General features: G+C 60.7%; 14 protein-coding genes and 1 tRNA gene. 11 read left to right on the top strand and 4 right to left on the bottom strand.

The features are described from left to right. Window positions 1-223: 223 nt before the first annotated feature. Window positions 224-493, top strand: coding sequence for a type B 50S ribosomal protein L31 (locus AC3A6M_RS24100; protein ID WP_258844433.1), 270 nt, complete (start codon window positions 224-226; stop codon window positions 491-493). 121 nt (window positions 494-614) lie between these two features. Further along, entirely contained in the window at window positions 615-2,396 is a 1,782-nt protein-coding gene (locus tag AC3A6M_RS24095) for an ArnT family glycosyltransferase (protein ID WP_487855254.1), read from the top strand. Between the two features lie 56 nt (window positions 2,397-2,452). On the opposite strand, the gene AC3A6M_RS24090 is transcribed toward AC3A6M_RS24095, so the two are convergent. Then, window positions 2,453-3,049 carry an FxDxF family PEP-CTERM protein gene (locus tag AC3A6M_RS24090; RefSeq protein WP_487855253.1) on the bottom strand — a complete coding sequence of 199 codons (597 nt, stop codon included), beginning with the start codon at window positions 3,047-3,049 and terminating at the stop codon, window positions 2,453-2,455. A 288-nt stretch (window positions 3,050-3,337) separates the two neighbouring features. Here AC3A6M_RS24090 and AC3A6M_RS24085 point away from each other — a divergent pair, with 288 nt between their 5' ends. Further along, window positions 3,338-3,787, top strand: a complete 450-nt coding sequence (locus tag AC3A6M_RS24085; RefSeq protein ID WP_487855252.1) for a hypothetical protein — start codon at window positions 3,338-3,340, stop codon at window positions 3,785-3,787. A 9-nt stretch (window positions 3,788-3,796) separates the two neighbouring features. On the opposite strand, the gene AC3A6M_RS24080 is transcribed toward AC3A6M_RS24085, so the two are convergent. Continuing rightward, window positions 3,797-5,764: an APC family permease gene (locus AC3A6M_RS24080; RefSeq protein WP_487855251.1), complete on the bottom strand. Its 1,968-nt coding sequence runs from the start codon at window positions 5,762-5,764 to the stop codon at window positions 3,797-3,799. A 121-nt stretch (window positions 5,765-5,885) separates the two neighbouring features. On the opposite strand from AC3A6M_RS24080, the gene AC3A6M_RS24075 reads away from it, so the two are divergent. From AC3A6M_RS24075 to AC3A6M_RS24040, 8 genes are all read left to right on the top strand, one after another. Next, window positions 5,886-5,970, top strand: a tRNA-Leu gene (locus tag AC3A6M_RS24075). Between the two features lie 166 nt (window positions 5,971-6,136). Further along, the gene (locus AC3A6M_RS24070; RefSeq protein WP_487855250.1) at window positions 6,137-7,378 is read left to right on the top strand and encodes a tyrosine-type recombinase/integrase; all 1,242 of its coding nucleotides are present in this window, start codon (window positions 6,137-6,139) and stop codon (window positions 7,376-7,378) included. Then, a complete protein-coding gene (locus tag AC3A6M_RS24065) occupies window positions 7,375-8,022 on the top strand; it encodes a hypothetical protein (protein ID WP_487855249.1) in 648 nt (215 codons plus the stop codon). The genes AC3A6M_RS24070 and AC3A6M_RS24065 overlap by 4 nt, the downstream gene beginning before the upstream one ends. A 74-nt stretch (window positions 8,023-8,096) precedes the next feature. After that, window positions 8,097-8,327 (top strand): helix-turn-helix transcriptional regulator, encoded by a 231-nt coding sequence (locus AC3A6M_RS24060; RefSeq protein WP_487855248.1) that lies wholly within the window; start codon window positions 8,097-8,099, stop codon window positions 8,325-8,327. Beyond that, a complete protein-coding gene (locus AC3A6M_RS24055) occupies window positions 8,324-8,566 on the top strand; it encodes a hypothetical protein (protein WP_487855247.1) in 243 nt (80 codons plus the stop codon). Before AC3A6M_RS24060 ends, AC3A6M_RS24055 begins: the two co-directional genes overlap by 4 nt. Before the next feature lie 2 nt (window positions 8,567-8,568). Beyond that, the gene (locus AC3A6M_RS24050) at window positions 8,569-8,883 is read left to right on the top strand and encodes a hypothetical protein (protein WP_487855246.1); all 315 of its coding nucleotides are present in this window, start codon (window positions 8,569-8,571) and stop codon (window positions 8,881-8,883) included. Beyond that, a complete protein-coding gene (locus tag AC3A6M_RS24045) occupies window positions 8,883-9,680 on the top strand; it encodes a hypothetical protein (protein ID WP_487855245.1) in 798 nt (265 codons plus the stop codon). Before AC3A6M_RS24050 ends, AC3A6M_RS24045 begins: the two co-directional genes overlap by 1 nt. 1,046 nt (window positions 9,681-10,726) lie before the next feature. Beyond that, window positions 10,727-11,473, top strand: a complete 747-nt coding sequence (locus AC3A6M_RS24040; RefSeq protein WP_487855244.1) for a hypothetical protein — start codon at window positions 10,727-10,729, stop codon at window positions 11,471-11,473. Window positions 11,474-11,581: 108 nt separating this feature from the next. Here the strand turns inward: AC3A6M_RS24040 and AC3A6M_RS24035 are convergent, their stop codons facing one another. Next, window positions 11,582-11,920, bottom strand: a complete 339-nt coding sequence (locus AC3A6M_RS24035; RefSeq protein ID WP_487855243.1) for a hypothetical protein — start codon at window positions 11,918-11,920, stop codon at window positions 11,582-11,584. Further along, window positions 11,917-20,127 (bottom strand): Ig-like domain-containing protein (locus AC3A6M_RS24030; RefSeq protein WP_487855242.1); only part of this gene is annotated, 8,211 nt, incomplete at its 5' end. The genes AC3A6M_RS24035 and AC3A6M_RS24030, both read right to left, overlap by 4 nt.

Genomic DNA, 20,127 nt, shown 5'->3' with positions numbered 1-20,127 from the left:
CCTTTCCTCCCTTCGGACATATCCTAGGGGACATCTCTACTTTGCGGAGACGGGACATTACTACTTAGCACTAACAGTTGTCAGGCGCTCGAGTTGCCTAGTGGCTCCGGCTAGCATATAATCTCCGGTTCCTTACCACACCTGGCAAGTGATCGGCAATCGGGTCAAGAAGCAGCATGACCGACGAAGTGCCTGTTGGCTACCAAACAACCGAGGCAATACCATGAAAACCGATACCCATCCGGATTACCGCGAAGTCGTCTTCCACGACCTGTCCTGCGATTTCAAATTCATCACCCGTTCGACCATCGCTACCCGCGAAACCATCGATTTCGAAGGCAAGCAATACCCGCTGGTCAAGATCGAGGTGTCGGCTGAATCGCACCCGTTCTTCACCGGTAAGCACAAGATCGTCGACACCGCTGGCCGCGTCGAGAAGTTCCGCCAGAAGTTCGGTTCGGTCGGCTCGAAGACCAGCGTCGCCAACGGCTAATTCCCCGGCGAGCGAACACTCGGAAGCCTGTTGGCTTTCGGAAAAGGAAGCCTTGGGGCTTCCTTTTTTTTTGCCGCTATACTAGCGCGACATTATTCCAACGCATCAAGCAACACTATCGATGAAACCAGTCCGCCTCCCTGCCGCCGCCACTCTCGCGCTGCCACGATGGGCCTTGTACGCACTCGGCCTGTTGTACATCCTGCCGGGCCTGATCGGACGCGATCCGTGGAAGGACGATGCCGCCAGCTTCGGCATCATGTGGACCATGGCGCACGGCAGCATCAGCGACTGGCTGCTGCCCAACATCGCCGGCCTGCCTTCGCCCGAGGAAGGGCCGCTGGCGTTCTGGCTGGGCGCGCTGTGCATCAAATTGTTCGGCTGGCTGCTGGGCGACGTGCTGGCGGCGCGCATGTCGACCATCGGCATCTTCGTGCTGGGCACCGTGTCGCTGTGGCAGACCGCGTTCCGGCTGGGCCGGCGCACCGAAGCCCAGCCGCTGCGCCTGGCCTTCGGAGGCCAGCCCGAACCCGACGACTACGGCCGCACCCTGGCCGACACCGCCGTCCTGATCTACCTCGGCTGCCTGGGCCTGCTGCTGCAGAGCCACGAAACCCTGGCCGTGACCCTGCAGGGCTCGCTGCTGGCCTGGTTCCTGTACCGTTCGGTGCGCTTCATCGAGGAAGCCACCACCCGCAATGCGGCGCTAACCGGCCTGGTGCTGGGCGCGCTGGCCCTGACCCGCGGCGTCGCCTCGCCCATCGTGCTGCTCGCGGCGCTGTTCCTGTGCACCCGCTTCCTGAAGCTGCCGGCCCGTCCGGTGCTGCGCCACCTGGGCGTGGCCGCCGGCGCGGCCCTGCTGGCGATGCTGGTCTGGATCCTGCCCGCCCTGCTGGCCAAGCCCTACGGCCAGGCGCCGGTGAGCGAATGGCTGACCTGGAACGCCAGCCAGCTGAGCATGCCGAGCTGGCACTCGATCAAGGCCTTCTTCCGTGTCGGCATCTGGTTCTGCTGGCCGGCCTGGCCATTCGCCGCCTGGGCCGCCTGGGCCTGGCGCCGCCAGCATGGCCTGCTGCACATCATCCTGCCGACCTGCTTCGTCGGCCTGCTGGTCCTGCTGGTGCTGTGCGACCCGGTGCCGGAAAACGGCGACCTGCTCAAGCTGCTGCCGCCGATGGCGCTGATGGCCGCCTTCGGCCTGCCGACCATGAAGCGCGGCACGATCAATGCGATCGACTGGTTCTCGGTGATGGTGCTGAGCCTGCTGGGCGGCCTGATCTGGCTGTTCTGGGTGGCCAAGCTGACCGGCTGGCCGGCGCAGTTCGCCAAGAACGCGCTGAAGCTGGTGCCCGGCTTCAAGCCCGAATTCGGCATCGTCGCCTTCATCGTCGCCGCCGCCATCACGGTCGGCTGGTTCGTGCTGGTGCATTGGCGCCTGTCGCGCCAGCCCTCGGTACTGTGGCGCGCCGTGGTGCTGTCGTCCGGCGGCCTGATCATGCTGTGGGTGCTGCTGATGACGCTGTTCCTGCCGGACCTCAACTACGGCAAGAGCTACGCCAGCGTGGCCCAGCAGATCGCGGCGCGCCTGCCGGCCGGCGCCGACTGCATCGAGACCAACGTCGGCCCGGCCCAGCGCGCCTCGTTCGCGTATTTCGGCCACCTGCCGTTTGCCGGCGTCGCAGGCAGCAAGTGCGGCTACCTGCTGCTGCAGGACAGCCTCAGGAAGACCGCCGAAAACGCGCACGCCGACACGGCGCGCCAGAGCGTGCTCCAGACCGGCGACGGCCCGCGCGGCGGCGAAGTGGTGCTGGACGAATTCCGTCCGCGCGACTGGACCCTGCTGTGGGAAGGCCGCCGCCCTTCCGACCGCGACGAGCGCTTCCGCCTGTACCAGCGCCGCTGAACGGGCGCCAAAAAGAAAACCACCCGGCCGGGTGGTTTTTTTACGCCCGCATTCTCCTAGGCGCGCGGGGTCCGGATCGGCGCCAGTTGGCGGCGCGCGGCCACGCCAAGCAGGCCCAGGCCGGCCAGCAGCATGCCCCAGGCCTGCGGTTCCGGGACCGGCGAGATGGTCAGGTCGCCGCCGAAGGCGCCGCCGCCCGCCCCCATCACCTGCCCGTTCACCTGCAATGCGTAATAGCCGCTGCCCAGGCCGTATGCCGAGAGCGACCACGAATCGGTCGGGTGCGAGCCGAAGCCGGTCTCGTTGATGCCGGCGATCGCCGTGCCGAGCACGGCCATCGTCGCCGGGTCGTAACGGTACAGGCTCAGGCCTGTGATCAGCAGATCCTTGGTCTGCGGGGTGTTCAGGTAGGAAGAGGTCACCGATGCGGCGGCGTCGAAAGGTGTGCCGATGTTGAAGGTAAAGATGTCGCTGAAGGCGCTGCCGGCGGTCGAGGCCGCGAAGGTATCGCCGAAATGCGCGTTGAAGCCGCCCACGCCGTCGCCCGCTGTCACTAGCGGAACGGTCCGGTCGATCGCTTGGGCGGCGGCGCCCTGGGAGGCGAACGCCGCGCCCGCGACGAGGGCGCTCAGAACGAGAGATTTCAGTTTCATGATGGTTCCTGAAAAAAGTTATCGGGACTTGCATCCGGGGAGCCGGCGTATTGACACCGGTCCTTGATACCAGCATAGGTTTGCACCTACCCAGCAACTGTTAGGTTGCGCACAAATCTCAGCCGTTTTTTGCCGGAACGTGGCGTTTTTCAGACCATTTGTTTCGAAGTGAAAACACTTAGTTTCGGGCAATGGCACGATTGAGAAAGATCAATTCCCGCTTGGCCTGGCTTATCAGAATGGTGGATGTGCCCGCCGTCCCCGGCATCGCCAGCCAAGGAGCCCCTCATGAAAAGCGTGACGTTTTCCGATATCGAGCGCGTTCCGGAACTGGCGCGCCGCCCTGCCGTCCTGGCCTCTCGGCAGCGCCTGCTGCTGCTCGGGCTGACGCTGGCGCTGGGACTGCCGGCCATGATGTTCGCGTTCCACCTGTTCGATCCGGCTGCGCCGCTCGCCTACATCGTGCTGCCGGTCCTGGCCGGCGGCCTGTTGCCGATGGCGCACATGATGCCCGGCCGCCTCGAGGTCATGACCCGTTTCGAGGCCTGCCACCTGGTCTGCACGCTGGACGATGCGCTTGGCCGGCTCGGCTATGCGCCGTCCGAACGCGCGCCCGGCGCCGTGCGTTACCGCGCGCGCGGCGGCAAGGAGATCGCCGTGACGGTGCGCGCCCATGCGCTCGAAGTCACGGGCCCGGTGCCGGCACTGCGGGCGCTGCGCCGCCAGATGGCATGCTGAAGAGGCGCGCTACACCTTCATCGGCAGAATCACCATCTGCAGGCCTTCGAGGTGCAGGCGGCGCTGCACGGCCAGCGCCGCCTGGTTGTGCAGCAGCCGGGTGAACCAGTTGTCCGATGCAAAGATCAGCTTGCTGGTGAAGAAGATCGTGTTCGGATATTCCCGATTGATCTGCTCGCACATGCGGGTGATCTCCTCCACCGCATCGGTGCCGAAACCGATGTAGGATGCCGACGCCATCCCGTGGCTCTGGCAGAAGTCGACGAAGTATTCCAGGGTCTTCGCCGCATCCTCGCGCATCTTTTCCAGCGCACCCTCGCCGCCGTAGGCATGCGAATCCACCGTGCGCGCGTTCACGAACAGGAAATTCTTGAAGTGGCCAGGGAACATGCGCAGCACCCACAGCAGCGCATGCAGGCCGCCGCCGCGCGAGGTGCCGACGATGAACACCGCGGTGTGCGCATCCCGTTCGGGCTCGGCCTGCTCCGTCACCGGGCCGAAGGGCTGGTCGGCGAACACCTGGTCCACCGCCTGAATGGCGCGCTTGGTCTCGCGGTAGTGGTTGCGGATGAACACGCACAGGCCCGCGATGGCCGCGATGATCAGCGCGGTGGCCCAGCCCCCTTGCGTGAAGCGCTCGACCAGCAGGATCGCCAGGATGCCGGCGCAGATCACGAAGCCGACCAGCGACAGCAGGAAGCGCCGCACCCAGCGCACGTTGTCGGTGTCCTTGCGGTGGCGCCACCAGTACAGGCACAGGCCGAACAGCGAGATCGCGAAGGTCAGGAACACCGAGATCGAATACAGCACCACCAGCACCGTGACCTCGCCGCCGGTCCAGAACAGGATCGCCAGCGCGGCGATGCCCATCACCAGGATGCCGTTCTGGGTCACCAGGCGGGTCGACAGGTAGCGGAACTGGTGCGGCACCCAGGAATCCGAGGCCATGTTCGACAGCACCGACGGGCCGCCCAGGAAGCCGGTGTTCGCGGCGACGAACAGCAGTCCCGCCTCGAAGGCCAGCACGACGGCCAGCAGCACGTGGTTCATCATCTCGCCGCCAAGGCCCATGCTGGCGATGATGCTGCGGAAGGTGGTGGCGTTCAGGGTCTCGCCGTGCACCGGCTGCGCGTCCCACAGCAGGTACAGCAGGATGATGCCGCCGGCGGTCACGGCCAGCGACAGCGCCATGTAGAACATCGTCATCTTCCCGGTACGCACGCGCGGTTCGGCGAGCAGGTTGACGTTGTTCGACACCGCCTCCAGGCCCGTGTAGGTGCCGCCGCCCTGCGAATACGCCAGCAGCAGCATCCCGGCCACCCCGGCCCAGCCGATGCCGCTGGCCAGCTCGCGCGTTTCGGCCATGGTGCTCGGCACCAGCTGCGGCAGGTTCGACGCATGCGCGACGATGCCATAGACGATCAGCACCAGGTGGGTGGCGACGAAACCGAGGAAGATCGGCAGCAGGATCTGGATCGCCTCCTTCAGGCCGCGCAGGTTCATCACGATCAGCAGCGCGATGAAGAAGGCTTCGGCCCATAATTTATAGGGCTGGAAGCCGAGCGGCAGGAAGGACGCCAGCGCGTCGACCCCGGACGCGATCGAGATCGCGATGGTCAGCACGTAGTCGAGGATCAGGGCGCAGCCCGAGACCAGCCCGAGGTAGGGTCCGACCAGCTTGGTGGCCACGCGGTAGCCCCCGCCGCCGGTCGGGAACAGCTCGATCACCTGGTTGTAGGCGAGTGCAATGATGAAGACGGTGACCGCGGTGGCGATCGCCATGTACAGGCCGAGGTGGGTATGGGCGCCCAGCGCCCGGAAGGTTTCTTCGGGGCCGTAGGACGACGAGGACAGGCCGTCCGCGCCAAGCCCGACCCAGGCCAGGAAAGCGACCAGCGCCATCGAATGGCGGGTCTCGCTCTTCATCGGATCGAGCGGCTTGCCAAGGATGATCTCGCGTATCTTCTTGTTCTTCATCGTGCGCGCCGCACTGCCGGCGGCTCTTTCTCAGGGTAGGCGAGATCATACGCCGGAATGGCCCGCGCACGCACTGGTCTTTTTGGCATGGCATGTGCTAAGATGCGCGCCTGCGCTTGCAGCCTCTGTGGCGGAATTGGTAGACGCACTTGACTCAAAATCAAGCGCCGAAAGGCGTGCCGGTTCGATTCCGGCCGGAGGCACCAAAAACAAGTTCTAAGCAGTCCAAGAAAGTCCACTGAACCCGCGAATCTCATAGTGAGAACGCGGGTTTTTTGTTCGTCAAGCGTTTATAGCGTCCGTTGCGATCCAGTGTTTTTGCATCCATACTTGGATACATGGATGCAAACCCGCCGACGACTTGGATACAAAATGCCTAAACTCGCCACCCCGCTAACGGACACCGCTGTTCGCAACTCTAAGCCTAGGGACAAGACGTACACCTTGGGCGACGGCGACGGCATGTACTTGGAGATCACGCCTAACGGCTCGAAGTTCTGGCGCATGGCCTACCGGCAGGCGAACGGCAAGCCGAACCGGCTAACCTTCGGGAAGTATCCTGAAGTGACGCTCGCCGAGGCCCGTACAAAGCGGCTGGCGGCGCGCAAACTCCTGGACCAGGGTACCGACCCTGCAAGGGCGAAGCGTGAAGAAAAACATTCGAAAGCCGCCGCCGCCCTACACACTTTCGAAGCCGTTGCGCGCGCATGGTTAAACAAGACGGCAGCGGACCGCGCTACCAGCACCCAGGACAAGAACACTGCATGGCTTGAGCGGAACGTTTTTCCTTCCATTGGCGCGCTTCCTATTTCTACTATCAAGCCAAAAGATGTACTAGATGCGCTGCGTCTCATCGAGGCACGCGGCGCGATCGAATCCGCGCACAAGATCAAGCAGCTATGTGGTCAGGTATTCCGGTTTGCGGTAGCCAGCGGACTCGCTGATCGCGATGTGACCGTAGACCTGCGCGGTGCGTTATCAGCGGTCCCAGAAGCGCATTACGCGGCAATCACCGAGCCGAAGCAAGCGGGCGAACTGCTGCGCTCTATCTACGCTTACAGTGGACATCCTTACGCTGTCGCGGCGCTAAAACTGGCGCCGCTGGTATTTGTTCGTCCTGGAGAGCTGCGCACCGCCGAGTGGTCTGAGATCGACCTGGACGCAGCAGAATGGCGCATCCCCGGCGCTAAAATGAAGATGGGACAGGATCACATTGTGCCGCTCGCGACGCAAGCCGTTGAGTTGCTACGGGCCCTTCATGCAATGACGGGACATGGCAAGTTCGTATTCCCCAGCGTCCGCACCGGCGCCCGCTGCATGAGCGAGAACACCATCAATGCGGCCTTGCGAGGCATGGGCTACAGCAAGGACATGATGACCGGACACGGCTTCCGCGCGATGGCGCGCACCATCATGGATGAGGTGCTGGGCGAACGAGTAGACCTGATCGAGCACCAGCTTGCTCACGCCGTCAAGGACCCGAACGGCCGCGCCTACAACCGGACGGCACACCTGCCTGCTCGCCGCGTGATGATGCAGCGGTGGGCCGACTATCTTGACGCAATCAGACAAGGCGGCAACGTGGTCGCCGGCGATTTTGGTAAAGCAGCATGACTATCCAAGATGATCGAATCCGCAGTAAGGCTGCGGCCGTAATTGATATTCTGAGAAACGGCTCGAAAGATTCTCGTCCCCTCTTCCTGTCGAGTACATCAGTCATCAAGGCCATAACAAGCCAACCACAGCCTCTAGAAGCAGGCGAGCAGCCCGAAGAGGTTACCGCTAATGATTACGACCGGTCAGTATATCAAGCCCTTTTCGACTTAGTTAAGAAGCCCCAACAATTCCAAGCTCACCCAGATAACCCGGCATTAATAGAGTGTCCGCGTGCGCGACTACTTCGCATCGGCGAAGAGGCAGAGCTGGAAGGCAAACCAAGTGAGATGTTCCGCTATCTGATGGCACTTACTAACGATGGCATGACACTGCCTCACTCCACTAAGCGCGCAATGTCAACGGCACAAAAATATCTAGACGTTGCCACCGCATTTAGAACATTCGCAGCGAACTTCGACCACAAAAAAAGCGACTTCAAAAAGCTAAAAAATATGTTCCGAAAGTTCCGTGAAGATATGAAGCTTCATGTAAGCGAATCAACCCTTGAACGTGCCTTGAAGGCGCACGATCTCAACTGGAGCGCCTACGATATCAACACACCACGCAAGGGAACAAGGAAAAAGAGAACACAAATTTCGTGACGCATCTGGCATCTCGTTGTCCTTTACTGTTTTGGCTGTACCGCTTTGGCGGCCAATGAACCGTAAAGGACCTTATGAACAAAGCAATTCATCCTCCACTCCAGGCTCGACTTTCCCCACACTGCCTGCCAACAACTGGATATCTTCGCTTGCCTGCTGTTCTGACGATTTTTCCTGTTAGCAAGTCGACTTGGTGGGCCGGTGTAAAGGACGGGCGTTACCCTGCCGGACACAAGCTGTCCGAACGCGTCACTGCATGGCGCGTAGAAGACATCCTTGCCCTGATCGACAAGGAGGCCGCATGAGCGCTCCTATCTATCACCCGGTGATCGGCGACGGCTACTACCCGATGTCCGGTGAGGCACTTGCAGCTGAACTTGAAAGCGCCGAAATCGTTGAACAGAATGACATGTTTTCTTCGTTCGTTCTGATCATTGGCTATCGCGACAAAGCTTTCTCGGCTGACGGCAAGACGGCTGAACCGTTCGTGTGCATCAAGAATCTCACGCCCGGTCTACCCCACCTCTTCATCTGCAAGGAGTAATCATGCGATACACAATCGAATTCGACGACGAAACCGCAGAACTGTATGAACAACTCACCCAGCTCACCGGCTTGGCACCGGCCGACTTGATCAGCCGCCAGTTGAGCGCCCACCACGCGGAAGGACACGAACTGCTGGCGCTGGTCAGCGCCCATCCTGAACTGCGAGAACAGGCCGCCAATCTGCTGCAGTCCTACGGGCCTGAACCGCTGCTGGTCGGAATTAAGCGAATCGCACCGCAGGGATTTATCACCCTGGGCGAACGCTTCGAGCGCGAGTTTAACGACACGCTCGGCACCGGACGGATGGTCTGCTAATGGCGACAGGAAGCCCCGCCGAGCAGGCAGTGCAGGGCTTCGCACCGCTCGCTCCTCTGTTGCGCATTGTCGATCCAATAAAGCTCGACGATGCGCGGCGGCGACTGCGAAAGCTCGAACGCGCAGATCTTCTTGGGCGGTACAAAGCGGCCTTTTCGTCAGGCCAACGGGTGCACGCCTATGTAATGGCACAGGCGCTCGCGGCGAACGGTGTACCGCCCTTCGCGTGGCATGACACTCTTCGGTTGGACGAACTGAACGTTAGTCAGCGTTTTGATGTGTTTGTGGGTGATCTGCTGTGGCTTCGCCATGAGTACCCCGATCACGCCCAGCACGTGCGCTACCGGCGCTGCCGCGCGGTCCTGACTGGACACGCCACGATTTTCCATCGAGAGTCGGAATTCATGTGGTACGCCGGACGGCGCCCGGTCTGGAAGCTCGTCGGCTCCCTAAGCCTGACTGAGCGTCAACAGTGGGACTGTGCGCTGCTGCGCTCGACGCCGATAAAGAAACATGCAGCGGCTACCGATGCAATAGATGACCGCGTGTTCAAGGCACTGCAAGCCGACGTGCGAGCGGTACGCAGGACGGCCGCCTTTGACGAAATGGACGCCTTGGCGACATTGCAACGCCGCCACGTACTCTGGCGCTGTGCACGCATGGTCGGCGCCGACCGCGCACAACAGGTCGCTACCCGGTATGAGCAGCTAACTGGCACGTCGATCACACGCCAAGCCGCTGCACAGCAACTTGAGAAGGTGCGCAGCGCGCTTGCCAAAATCAAGATGAGGTTCTGACCCAGCCGCGAGATGACTGGGTACAGAGTCATGTCTTTTCCTGGGACCAAAAGTCCCAGGATTATCGTCGTCATCCCCCACACCCTGTCAAAAGCCGCACTAGTTCTAGATTTGCGGAAAACCCTACCCATGACAGGTCGAAGTGACTTGGCCCGTTTTCTACGAAAATTCCGTCATGGGTCAACCTTATACCGCTCGTCATGGGTTTCCTCACTGTACTCGTCATAGGTCATGCCGTCGGCGTGCTTAAGTATTGCTGACTAAACGCGGACCGTCATTCCTTATTAGTGTAGACGTTCAATTTCTTGACGGCATTGTTTTTCTGGCATTACTATGAGCTACCGGCCCGAATGGAGTAACTTTCCATTGACTAACCGGCGCACCCCGTCGATTCGGGAAAGTGAATGTCCTAGGTTTTTTCGACTACCGCTATGGAGCAGCGTTTATCAACTCTGGAGTGTGGCGCACTAAACCTTATAGATCGCAAAGCGTCTCACGCTGCCACTATGTACCTTGGCTCTTGCCTTCGTCCACAACAGATTCGGAGAAAAGTAATGAAAGCTTGTCCCCAGTGCGAGTCAGACCAACTTAAGAAGGCATCTCTCGTGCATGAAGAAGGTACCGGTATAGCTGTCGGCGTCGGTGTCTCAACACATGGATCTGTTGGAGTTGGCGGCGGTGTTACCGCATCTTCGCTCGCGCTACGATGCGCGCCGCCAAAACAAACCGACATTATTTCATCGCGCACTTGTTACGCTATCCTCTTCGGACTCATTCCGGTACTCGTCGCCGGAACTGCAGCCGGGTCTTGGTCAAACCTCGGCACGTTTTGGGTGGTCTGGCTTATTGTAGGCCTGGGCTTTGTCTTTCAGTGCTCGCTTAAGGACTTTAATGCGTCCAAAGAACTGCACGACGCTGCAATGGAGGAGTATCAAAAGACATATATTTGTGGCCGGTGCGGGAGCTTCTCGAAGCCGTTCGACTGACTTTAGTTGAAGATATGCCCAAGTGACGCGCACTGTTCTGACGTGTGACGCAGACTTGATATGGGCAAGCGAGCAGTTTGCAACGAAGATATACAGATTCTTGAGAAATTCTCCAAAGCAGATAATAATGGAGTGATAACAATAGGAAAAATCGATTTCATGTTTACTACCAAAAAATTGATCGTATGTTGGGCCGCACTCGGAATCGCCCTAGTGGCGGGCAATATGGCATACGACGTTTTGAATAAGGAAGCACCGGTTATTGCCATAAAAGAGGCGCCCCCTTACGTGCCCGTCTCAGACGCTGAGGCCGTCCGGCTGGACTACGAAACATGTAGGCAGGACCATAGCTATGAAATCATGCTGTTGCAGGCGGGCAGTTCGTGCCAGCAATATTTCTCACAGCCGGTCGAGAAAATCGCCGAAAGCGCGCAAAAAAGCCATCGATATTCCTACGAAGCGCGCGAGGTGAAGTCGCGGGTGAATGCACGGCAATCAGAACTCCGAAAAAACCTTGAAACGTTTTACTACGGACTCATCATCGCAGCGTCTGCGGCATTCCTCCTCTGGTGTAAGTCTACGGTTCTTCCTCGACTTGTCGCTATGAAGGACGCCGTACGCGAACGCGCGCCATCGGCAAGCGATCTCAAAGCGCTGCGTGCCAATCGAAAAGTGCGCCAAGCTGAGAGCGACTTTGTAACGCTGAAAAACCTGCACGACAACGGCCTGATTAATGATGAGATGTTCGAAAAGCGCAAGGAAGAGCTAAAAGCCTCACTTAGCAGTAATCAAGTATTCCAAGACTAAGAACGCCCACGCGACAACCTCGGCAGTATTTGACCATGTAATGCCTCCTTTGGTTCGAAAGCAGATGTGTCTAAATTCCACGCCCACTGCTTTCCAGACCTTCGTCACTTAAACAAAGTCGGCACGAACTTCAACCTGTCGCGCCACCGCAACAGCAGAAAAAATTAATGTACGTTCTTTGCCCGCCGAGAATACTACGTTGACCCAGTACACGGAACGGATCAATCTTTTCATCCATAAGTGCATCCATAAAACGACGCCGACGGCGCAAAACCAAGCATTCATGCGGCTTTCAAGCATTTTCGCGGTTCCGGCCGGGCACCACATCCTTGCAGCACGACGTATCGTCGAAATGTCAAAACCCGCTCCCTTCGCAGGAAAGCGGGTTTTTTTGTTGCCTTTCAGAAAGCCACCCGCGCTGGTGACGCGGGCGGCTTCCGGAATCAACCGAACTTGAAGGCGTCGTGGGTGACGACCGTGCCCGACGGATGCTCGAACGTTCCGATCACCGCCACCAGGGTACGGCCACCCGTGGTGTTGGCGCCATCGGCATCGTAATACAGGCTGCCGCTCTGGCTGTCGTAGATGAGATGCACGCCTGCGTCGAGCAAGGCCGTTCCACCGCTGCCATCGCTCACCGCGGCAAACTGCGACGCATCGAGCGTGCCGTCGGTGCCGGTCAGGCTGCCAAAGACCGCTTGCGACAGCAGGATATGGTCGTCATCCCCGTTGGCCCGGAAGTCCAGGATCGTATCGACGTTCGAGCTGCCATTCAGCGCTGCATCGAGCACGAAGGTATCGTTCCCGGCGCCGCCGAACAGCACGTCGTTGCCCGCGCCGCCCGCCAGGACATCGCTGCCGGCGCCGCTGGCCAGCAGGTCGATGCCGCCGGTGCCATGCAGGTTCTGGTTGACGTCGGCCACGTTCGCCGTCAACAGCATGCCACCGCCCTGGTCCGCGCTCGCCACGAAACCGGCATTCAGATAATTGCCCAGCAGCGCGAGTTGGGCCGTGCTCGTACCGTCGCCAACGGTGAGCGTGCCGCCGGAGCCATCCGCCGTGAAGGACAGCGTGCTGCCCACCTTGACCGCGATATCCGCCAGGTGCAGCGAGTCGTTGCCGCCAAAGCCGGCGATGCTGCCGCTGAAGTGGTCGGCATCGCCGAGTTTCAGCGAACCCGAGCCGTCGGCATCGAAGCTGACCGCGACATTCGCCACGCCATCGAGCTCCAGCACCGCCGCGCCACTGATCAGCGCACTGCCGCTGCCGCTGACATCGCCATGCACCGTCAGGTTGCCGCCGTTGGCCCATAGCTTGCCGCTGTTGTCCAGCGCGCTATCGATCACCAGGCCGCCGGAACCGGTCGCTTCCAGCGTGCCGGCGTTGACGACGGTGTTGGCGCCGGTATCGATCGTGAGTGCATGGCTGCCGTCGGCGATGATGGTGCCGCGGTTATCGAGCGTCATCTGGCCGGCGCCGATCTGTCCGGCGCCGGAGATGGTGTTGTCGATATTGATCAGTTTGGCACTGGCGGCGCCGCCCGAGATCGCGTTGTGCTCGTTGTCCGACAGCGTCACGCGGCCACCACCCTGCAGCTTCAGACTCTCGACCAGTACCTCGAGCTGGGTGTCGCTGCCTGCCGAATTCAGCTCGATCGTGCCGCTGTTGTTCAGCACACCGCCGAAGGGCATGATGGCGCCATCGGACAGCGTCAGCGTGCCGGTGTTGGCGCTCACTGGTTCGACATTGAACGCGAAGTTGCTGGTAGTGAGCGAGGCGGCATGGACGCCAACCACAGTGATCGTCGCACCGGTCGCCAGCGTGATCACCGCGTTGCCGCTGGCATCGTCAGCGATCGACAGGTCGCTGAAACCATTGATGCCGGTGAATCCGATCAGATCGATCTTGTCGGCAGCCGTGTCGAAGTTGTGGATGGTGTCGCGGCCAATCGGCTGGGCGAAGACCAGCAGGTCTGCGCCAGAGGAAGCCGTGAGCGTGTCGTCGGTGGAAACGGCGAAAACGGGGTTGCCGGGAGCGTAGGCTTCGACGTTGTTGGCAATGACAAGCGATTTTTCCGTACCGCTCGCGTCGGTCCACGTTTCGGTGACCAGCAGTACAGCCGCGCCTGCGTAGCTGCTTGGCGTCGTCACGGTCAGCTTGCTGGGGTCGTTGGTCTGGGCAACCCAGGTACCGTCGGCAAGCTTGGTCGCATTACTGATAACCCAATCCGAAGGAACCTTGCTGATCGTAATATTCACCAGGCTCGACGGATCAGCCGACGGATTGGTCAGCGCCAGATTGATCGGCTCTCCGGCCACGCCCGCCGGCGGCAACACCTTATAATCCGGTGAGGAAAATGTCTGCGATGCGGCATCGGTTGCCGTAGCAACAAGTATAGTGTTAGGCGACAGTTTTTGATCGGCCACGAATTCCCAAGTCTTATTGACATTGTTAATAGAAAATGTGCCGTTCAATTGATTACCGTTGGCCTTTACTATAATCGAATTAACATTATTCGAGTCTGTGAAGGTTCCCGAGATAGTGAATCCATTCTTTAGTGCGCTCGTTATCTGGATTGTCGCAGTGGGGCCCTCATTGACGTCCGTTACCGTCACTGCAATCGCCTGATCGTCAAACAGGCTGCCATCCGACGCGCGCACAACGACGTCATACACATTATTCGCGCCTGCGTCGGCCGGTCTTTCGTAATCGGGCGCGGACAGGAAGGTCAGTACACCTGTCCCTGCATTGATCGCGAATTTGCCCATATCTGCGCCGCCGATGATGCTGTAAGTCAGCGGATTTCCATCGGGATCGTTTGCTGATACGGTTGTCACCGCAGTTTTATTTTCCTGCACGCTGATTGAAGCGTTGTCATTGCCACCATTCGAAGTGATCGTCGGCGCTTCGTTCACATCGGAGACACTTAGGGTAACTGCCTTGCTGGTGCTGGCGCCGCTACCGTCCGTTGCCACGACATTGAAGATGTAGCTCGACTTGGCCTCATAGTTGGCCGATGCCTTCAGCGTCACCTGGCCATTGGCATTAATGCTCATCAATGAAGCGTCGGTACCTGTCAAGCTCCAGCTGGTGGTGTCAAGATCATCCGGATCAGTTGCCGTGGCCGTGTATACCACTGTGCTGGCCGGCGCGTTTTCCAGAACGCTCGCCGTCGCGCCTGAGCTGACGACCGGTGCATCGTTGGTGCCAGTGACGGTTACCACGACCGTGCTGGTCGAGGTTGCACCCTGGTCGTCCTTCATCGTGTAGTTCAGGGTGACCTGTTCGGTGGCGCCGGCTTTCAGATGGTCGAAGTCCGAGCCGGGGGTGAACACGAGCTGGTTGTTGGCGACGGTGACCGTGCCTTTGCTGGCTGGGGCGGCACCCGACAATAGCGTGAACGCATGGCCGTCATCCACGTCGGTGTCGTTGGCGAGCACGTCGATGCTCAATGCCTGGTTCTCGGTGCCGGAGGCGGTATCGGCAACGGCGACCGGCGCGTCGTTGGTACCGGTGACAGTCACGGTCACCGTGCTGGTCGAGGTAGCACCCTGATCGTCCTTCATCGTGTAGCTCAGCGTCACTTGCTCGGTGGCGCCAGCCTTCAGGTGGTCGAAGTCCGAGCCTGGGGTGAACACGAGCTGGTTGTTGGCGACGGTGACCGTGCCTTTGCTGGCTGGGGCGGCACCCGACAATAGCGTGAACGCATGGCCGTCGTCCACATCGGTATCATTGGCCAGCACATCGATGGTCAGCGCCTGGTTCTCGGTGCCGGATGCAGTATCGGCAACGGCGACCGGCGCATCGTTGGTGCCGGTGACGGTCACCACGACCGTGCTGGTCGAGGTAGCGCCCTGGTCGTCCTTCATCGTGTAGTTCAGGGTGACCTGTTCGGTGACGCCGGCTTTCAGATGGTCGAAGTCCGAGCCTGGGGTGAACACGAGCTGATTGTTGGCGACGGTGACCGTGCCTTTGCTGGCGGGTGCGGAGCCGGACACCAGCGTGAAGACGTGGCCGTCATCTGCATCGGTGTCATTGGCCAGCACGTCGATGCTCAAGGTCTGGTTCTCGGTACCCGAAGCGGTATCGGCGACGGCGACCGGCGCATCGTTGGTGCCGGTGATGGTGACCACGACCGTGCTGGTCGAGGTTGCACCCTGGTCGTCCTTCATCGTGTAGCTCAGCGTCACTTGCTCGGTGGCGCCAGCCTTCAGGTGGTCGAAGTCCGAGCCCGGAGTGAAGACCAGCTGGTTGTTGGCGACGGTGACCGTGCCTTTGCTGGCTGGGGCGGCACCCGACAATAGCGTGAACGCATGGCCGTCATCCACGTCGGTGTCGTTGGCGAGCACGTCGATGCTCAATGCCTGGTTCTCGGTGCCGGAGGCGGTATCGGCAACGGCGACCGGTGCATCGTTGGTGCCGGTAACGGTTACCACGACCGTACTGGTCGAGGTAACACCCTGGTCGTCCTTCATCGTGTAGCTGAGCGTCACCTGTTCGGTCGCGCCGGCCTTCAGGTGGTCGAAGTCCGAACCCGGGGTGAACACGAGCTGGTTGTTGGCGACGGCAACCGTGCCTTTGCTGGCCGGCGCAGAGCCCGACACCAGCGTGAAGGTATGGCCATCATCCACATCGGTATCGTTGGCCAGCACGTCGATGGTCAACGTCTGGTTCTCGGTACCCGCAGCGGTATCGGCAACGGCAACCGGCGCATCGTTGGTGCCGGTGACAGTCACGGTCACCGTGCTGGTCGACTCGACACCCTGGTCGTCCTTCATCGTGTAGTTCAGGGTGACCTGTTCGGTCGCCCCAGCCTTCAGATGGTCGAAGTCCGAGCCCGGAGTGAAGACCAGCTGGTTATTCACCACACTGGTGGTTCCCTTGCCGTCCGGTGCAGCACCGGATACCAGCGTGAAAACGTGGTCGTCATCCACATCGGTATCGTTGGCCAGCACATCGATGGTCAATGCCTGGTTCTCGGTGCCCGAAGCGGTATCGGCAACGGCGACCGGCGCATCGTTGGTGCCAGTGATGGTGACCACGACCGTGCTGGTCGAAGTGGCGCCCTGGTCGTCCTTCATCGTGTAGCTCAGCGTCACCTGTTCGGTGGCGCCAGCTTTCAGATGGTCGAAGTCCGAGCCTGGGGTGAAGACCAGCTGGTTGTTCACCACACTGGTCGTGCCCTTCCCGTCCGGTGCAGCACCGGATACCAGCGTGAAGACGTGGTCGTCATCCACATCGGTGTCGTTGGCCAGCACATCGATGGTCAATGTCTGGTTCTCGGTACCCGCAGCGGTATCGGCGACGGCAACCGGTGCGTCATTGGTTCCGGTGACGGTCACCACGACCGTGCTGGTCGAGGTAACGCCCTGGTCGTCCTTCATCGTGTAGCTCAGCGTCACCTGTTCGGTGGCGCCAGCTTTTAGATGGTCGAAGTCCGAGCCCGGGGTGAACACGAGTTGGTCGTTTTCGACGGTAACCGTGCCTTTGTTGGCTGGTGCAGCACCGGATACCAGCGTGAAGACGTGGTCGTCATCCACATCGGTATCGTTACCCAGCACGTCGATGGTCAATGCCTGGTTCTCGGTGCCGGACCCAGTATCGGCAACGGCGACCGGTGCGTCATTGGTGCCGGTGACGGTCACCACGACCGTGCTGGTCGAGGTGGCGCCCTGGTCGTCCTTCATCGTGTAGCTGAGCGTCACCTGTTCGGTCGCCCCAGCTTTCAGATGGTCGAAATCCGAGCCCGGAGTGAAGACCAGCTGGTTGTTCACCACATTGGTGGTGCCCTTACCGTCCGGTGCGGAGCCCGACACCAGCGTGAAGACGTGGTCGTCATCCACATCGGTATCGTTGGCCAGCACGTCGATGGTCAGGGTCTGGTTCTCGGTGCCCGCAGCGGTATCGGCAACGGCGACCGGTGCGTCATTGGTGCCGGTGACGGTTACCACGACCGTGCTGGTCGAGGTGGCGCCCTGGTCGTCCTTCATCGTGTAGCTGAGCGTCACCTGTTCGGTCGCCCCAGCCTTCAGATGGTCGAAGTCCGAGCCCGGGGTGAAGACCAGCTGGTTGTCCACCACACTGGTGGTTCCCTTGCCGTCCGGTGCCGCACCGGATACCAGCGTGAAGACGTGGTCGTCATCCACATCGGTGTCGTTGGCCAGCACGTCGATGGTCAATGCCTGGTTCTCGGTGCCCGCAGCGGTATCGGCAACGGCGACAGGTGCATCGTTGGTGCCGGTGACGGTCACCACGACCGTGCTGGTCGATGTGGCGCCCTGGTCGTCCTTCATCGTGTAGCTCAGGGTCACCTGTTCGGTCGCCCCAGCCTTCAGATGATCGAAGTCAGCGCCCGGGGTGAACACGAGCTGGTTGTTATCGACGGTAACCGTGCCTTTGTTGGCCGGCGCGGAGCCCGACACCAAAGTGAAGACGTGGTCGTCATCCACATCGGTGTCGTTGGCCAGCACGTCGATGGTCAGGGTCTGGTTCTCGGTGCCCGAAGCGGTATCGACGACGGCAACCGGTGCATCATTGGTACCGGTGACGGTCACCACGACCGTGCTAGTCGAGGTGACGCCCTGGTCGTCCTTCATGGTGTAGTTCAGCGTCACCTGTTCGGTCGCCCCAGCCTTCAGATGGTCGAAGTCCGAGCCCGGAGTGAAGACCAGCTGGTTATTCACCACACTGGTGGTTCCCTTGCCGTCCGGTGCAGCACCGGATACCAGCATGAAAACGTGGTCGTCATCCACATCGGTATCGTTGGCCAGCACATCGATGGTCAATGCCTGGTTCTCGGTGCCCGAAGCGGTATCGGCAACGGCGACCGGCGCATCGTTGGTGCCAGTGATGGTGACCACGACCGTGCTGGTCGAAGTGGCGCCCTGGTCGTCCTTCATCGTGTAGCTCAGGGTGACCTGTTCGGTGGCGCCAGCTTTCAGATGGTCGAAGTCCGAGCCTGGGGTGAAGACCAGCTGGTTGTTCACCACACTGGTCGTGCCCTTCCCGTCCGGTGCAGCACCGGATACCAGCGTGAAGACGTGGTCGTCATCCACATCGGTGTCGTTGGCCAGCACATCGATGGTCAATGTCTGGTTCTCGGTACCCGCAGCGGTATCGGCAACGGCGACCGGCGCATCGTTGGTGCCGGTGACAGTCACGGTCACCGTGCTGGTCGACTCGACACCCTGGTCGTCCTTCATCGTGTAGTTCAGGGTGACCTGTTCGGTGGCACCGGCTTTCAGATGGTCAAAGTCCGAGCCAGGAGTGAACACGAGCTGGTCGTTATCGACGGTAACCGTGCCTTTGTTGGCTGGGGCAGCACCCGACACCAGCGTGAAGACGTGATCGTCGTCCACATCGGTATCGTTGGCCAGCACATCGATGGTCAATGCCTGGTTTTCGGTGCCTGAGGCGGTATCGGCGACGGCAACCGGTGCATCGTTGGTGCCAGTGATGGTGACCACGACCGTGCTGGTCGAGGTGGCGCCCTGGTCGTCCTTCATCGTGTAGCTCAGCGTCACCTGTTCGGTGGCGCCAGCTTTCAGATGATCGAAATCCGAGCCCGGGGTGAAGACCAGTTGGTTGTTCACCACGCTGGTCGTGCCCTTGCCGTCCGGCGCCGAGCCCGACACCAGCGTGAAGACGTGGTCGTCATCCACATCGGTATCGTTGGCCAGCACGTCGATGGTCAGCGTCTGGTTCTCGGTGCCCGCAGCGGTATCGGCAACGGCGACCGGTGCGTCATTGGTGCCGGTGACGGTCACCACGACCGTGCTGGTCGAGGTAACGCCCTGGTCGTCCTTCATCGTGTAGCTCAGCGTCACCTGTTCGGTGGCGCCAGCTTTCAGATGGTCGAAGTCCGAGCCTGGGGTGAAGACCAGCTGGTTGTTCACCACACTGGTCGTGCCCTTCCCGTCCGGTGCAGCACCGGATACCAGCGTGAAGACGTGGTCGTCATCCACATCGGTGTCGTTGGCCAGCACATCGATGGTCAATGCCTGGTTCTCGGTACCCGAGGCGGTATCGGCGACGGCGACCGGCGCGTCATTGGTGCCGGTAACAGTCACGGTCACCGTGCTGGTCGACTCGACACCCTGGTCGTCCTTCATCGTGTAGCTGAGCGTCACCTGTTCGGTGGCGCCTACCTTCAGGTGGTCGAAGTCCGAGCCTGGGGTGAACACGAGCTGGTTGTTGGCGACGGTAACCGTGCCTTTGCTGGCTGGGGCAGCACCCGACACCAGGGTGAAAGCGTGGCCGTCATCCACGTCGGTGTCGTTGGCGAGCACGTCAATGCTCAATGCCTGGTTTTCGGTGCCCGAAGCGGTATCGGCGACGGCGACCGGCGCATCGTTAGTACCGGTGACGGTCACCACGACCGTGCTGGTCGACTCGACGCCCTGGTCGTCCTTCATCGTGTAGCTGAGCGTCACCTGTTCGGTCGCCCCAGCCTTCAGATGATCGAAGTCAGCACCTGGAGTGAAGACCAGCTGGTTGTTCACCACACTGGTGGTTCCCTTGCCGTCCGGTGCAGCACCGGATACCAGCGTGAAGACGTGGTCGTCATCCACATCGGTGTCGTTGGCCAGCACGTCGATGGTCAATGCCTGGTTCTCGGTGCCCGAAGCGGTATCGGCAACGGCGACCGGCGCATC

The sequence above is a fragment of the Telluria sp. Soil_C_11 genome (genome assembly GCF_057657395.1).
The sequence above is the reverse complement of the archived record's forward strand: the minus strand, read 5'-3'. Positions and strand labels throughout refer to the sequence as shown.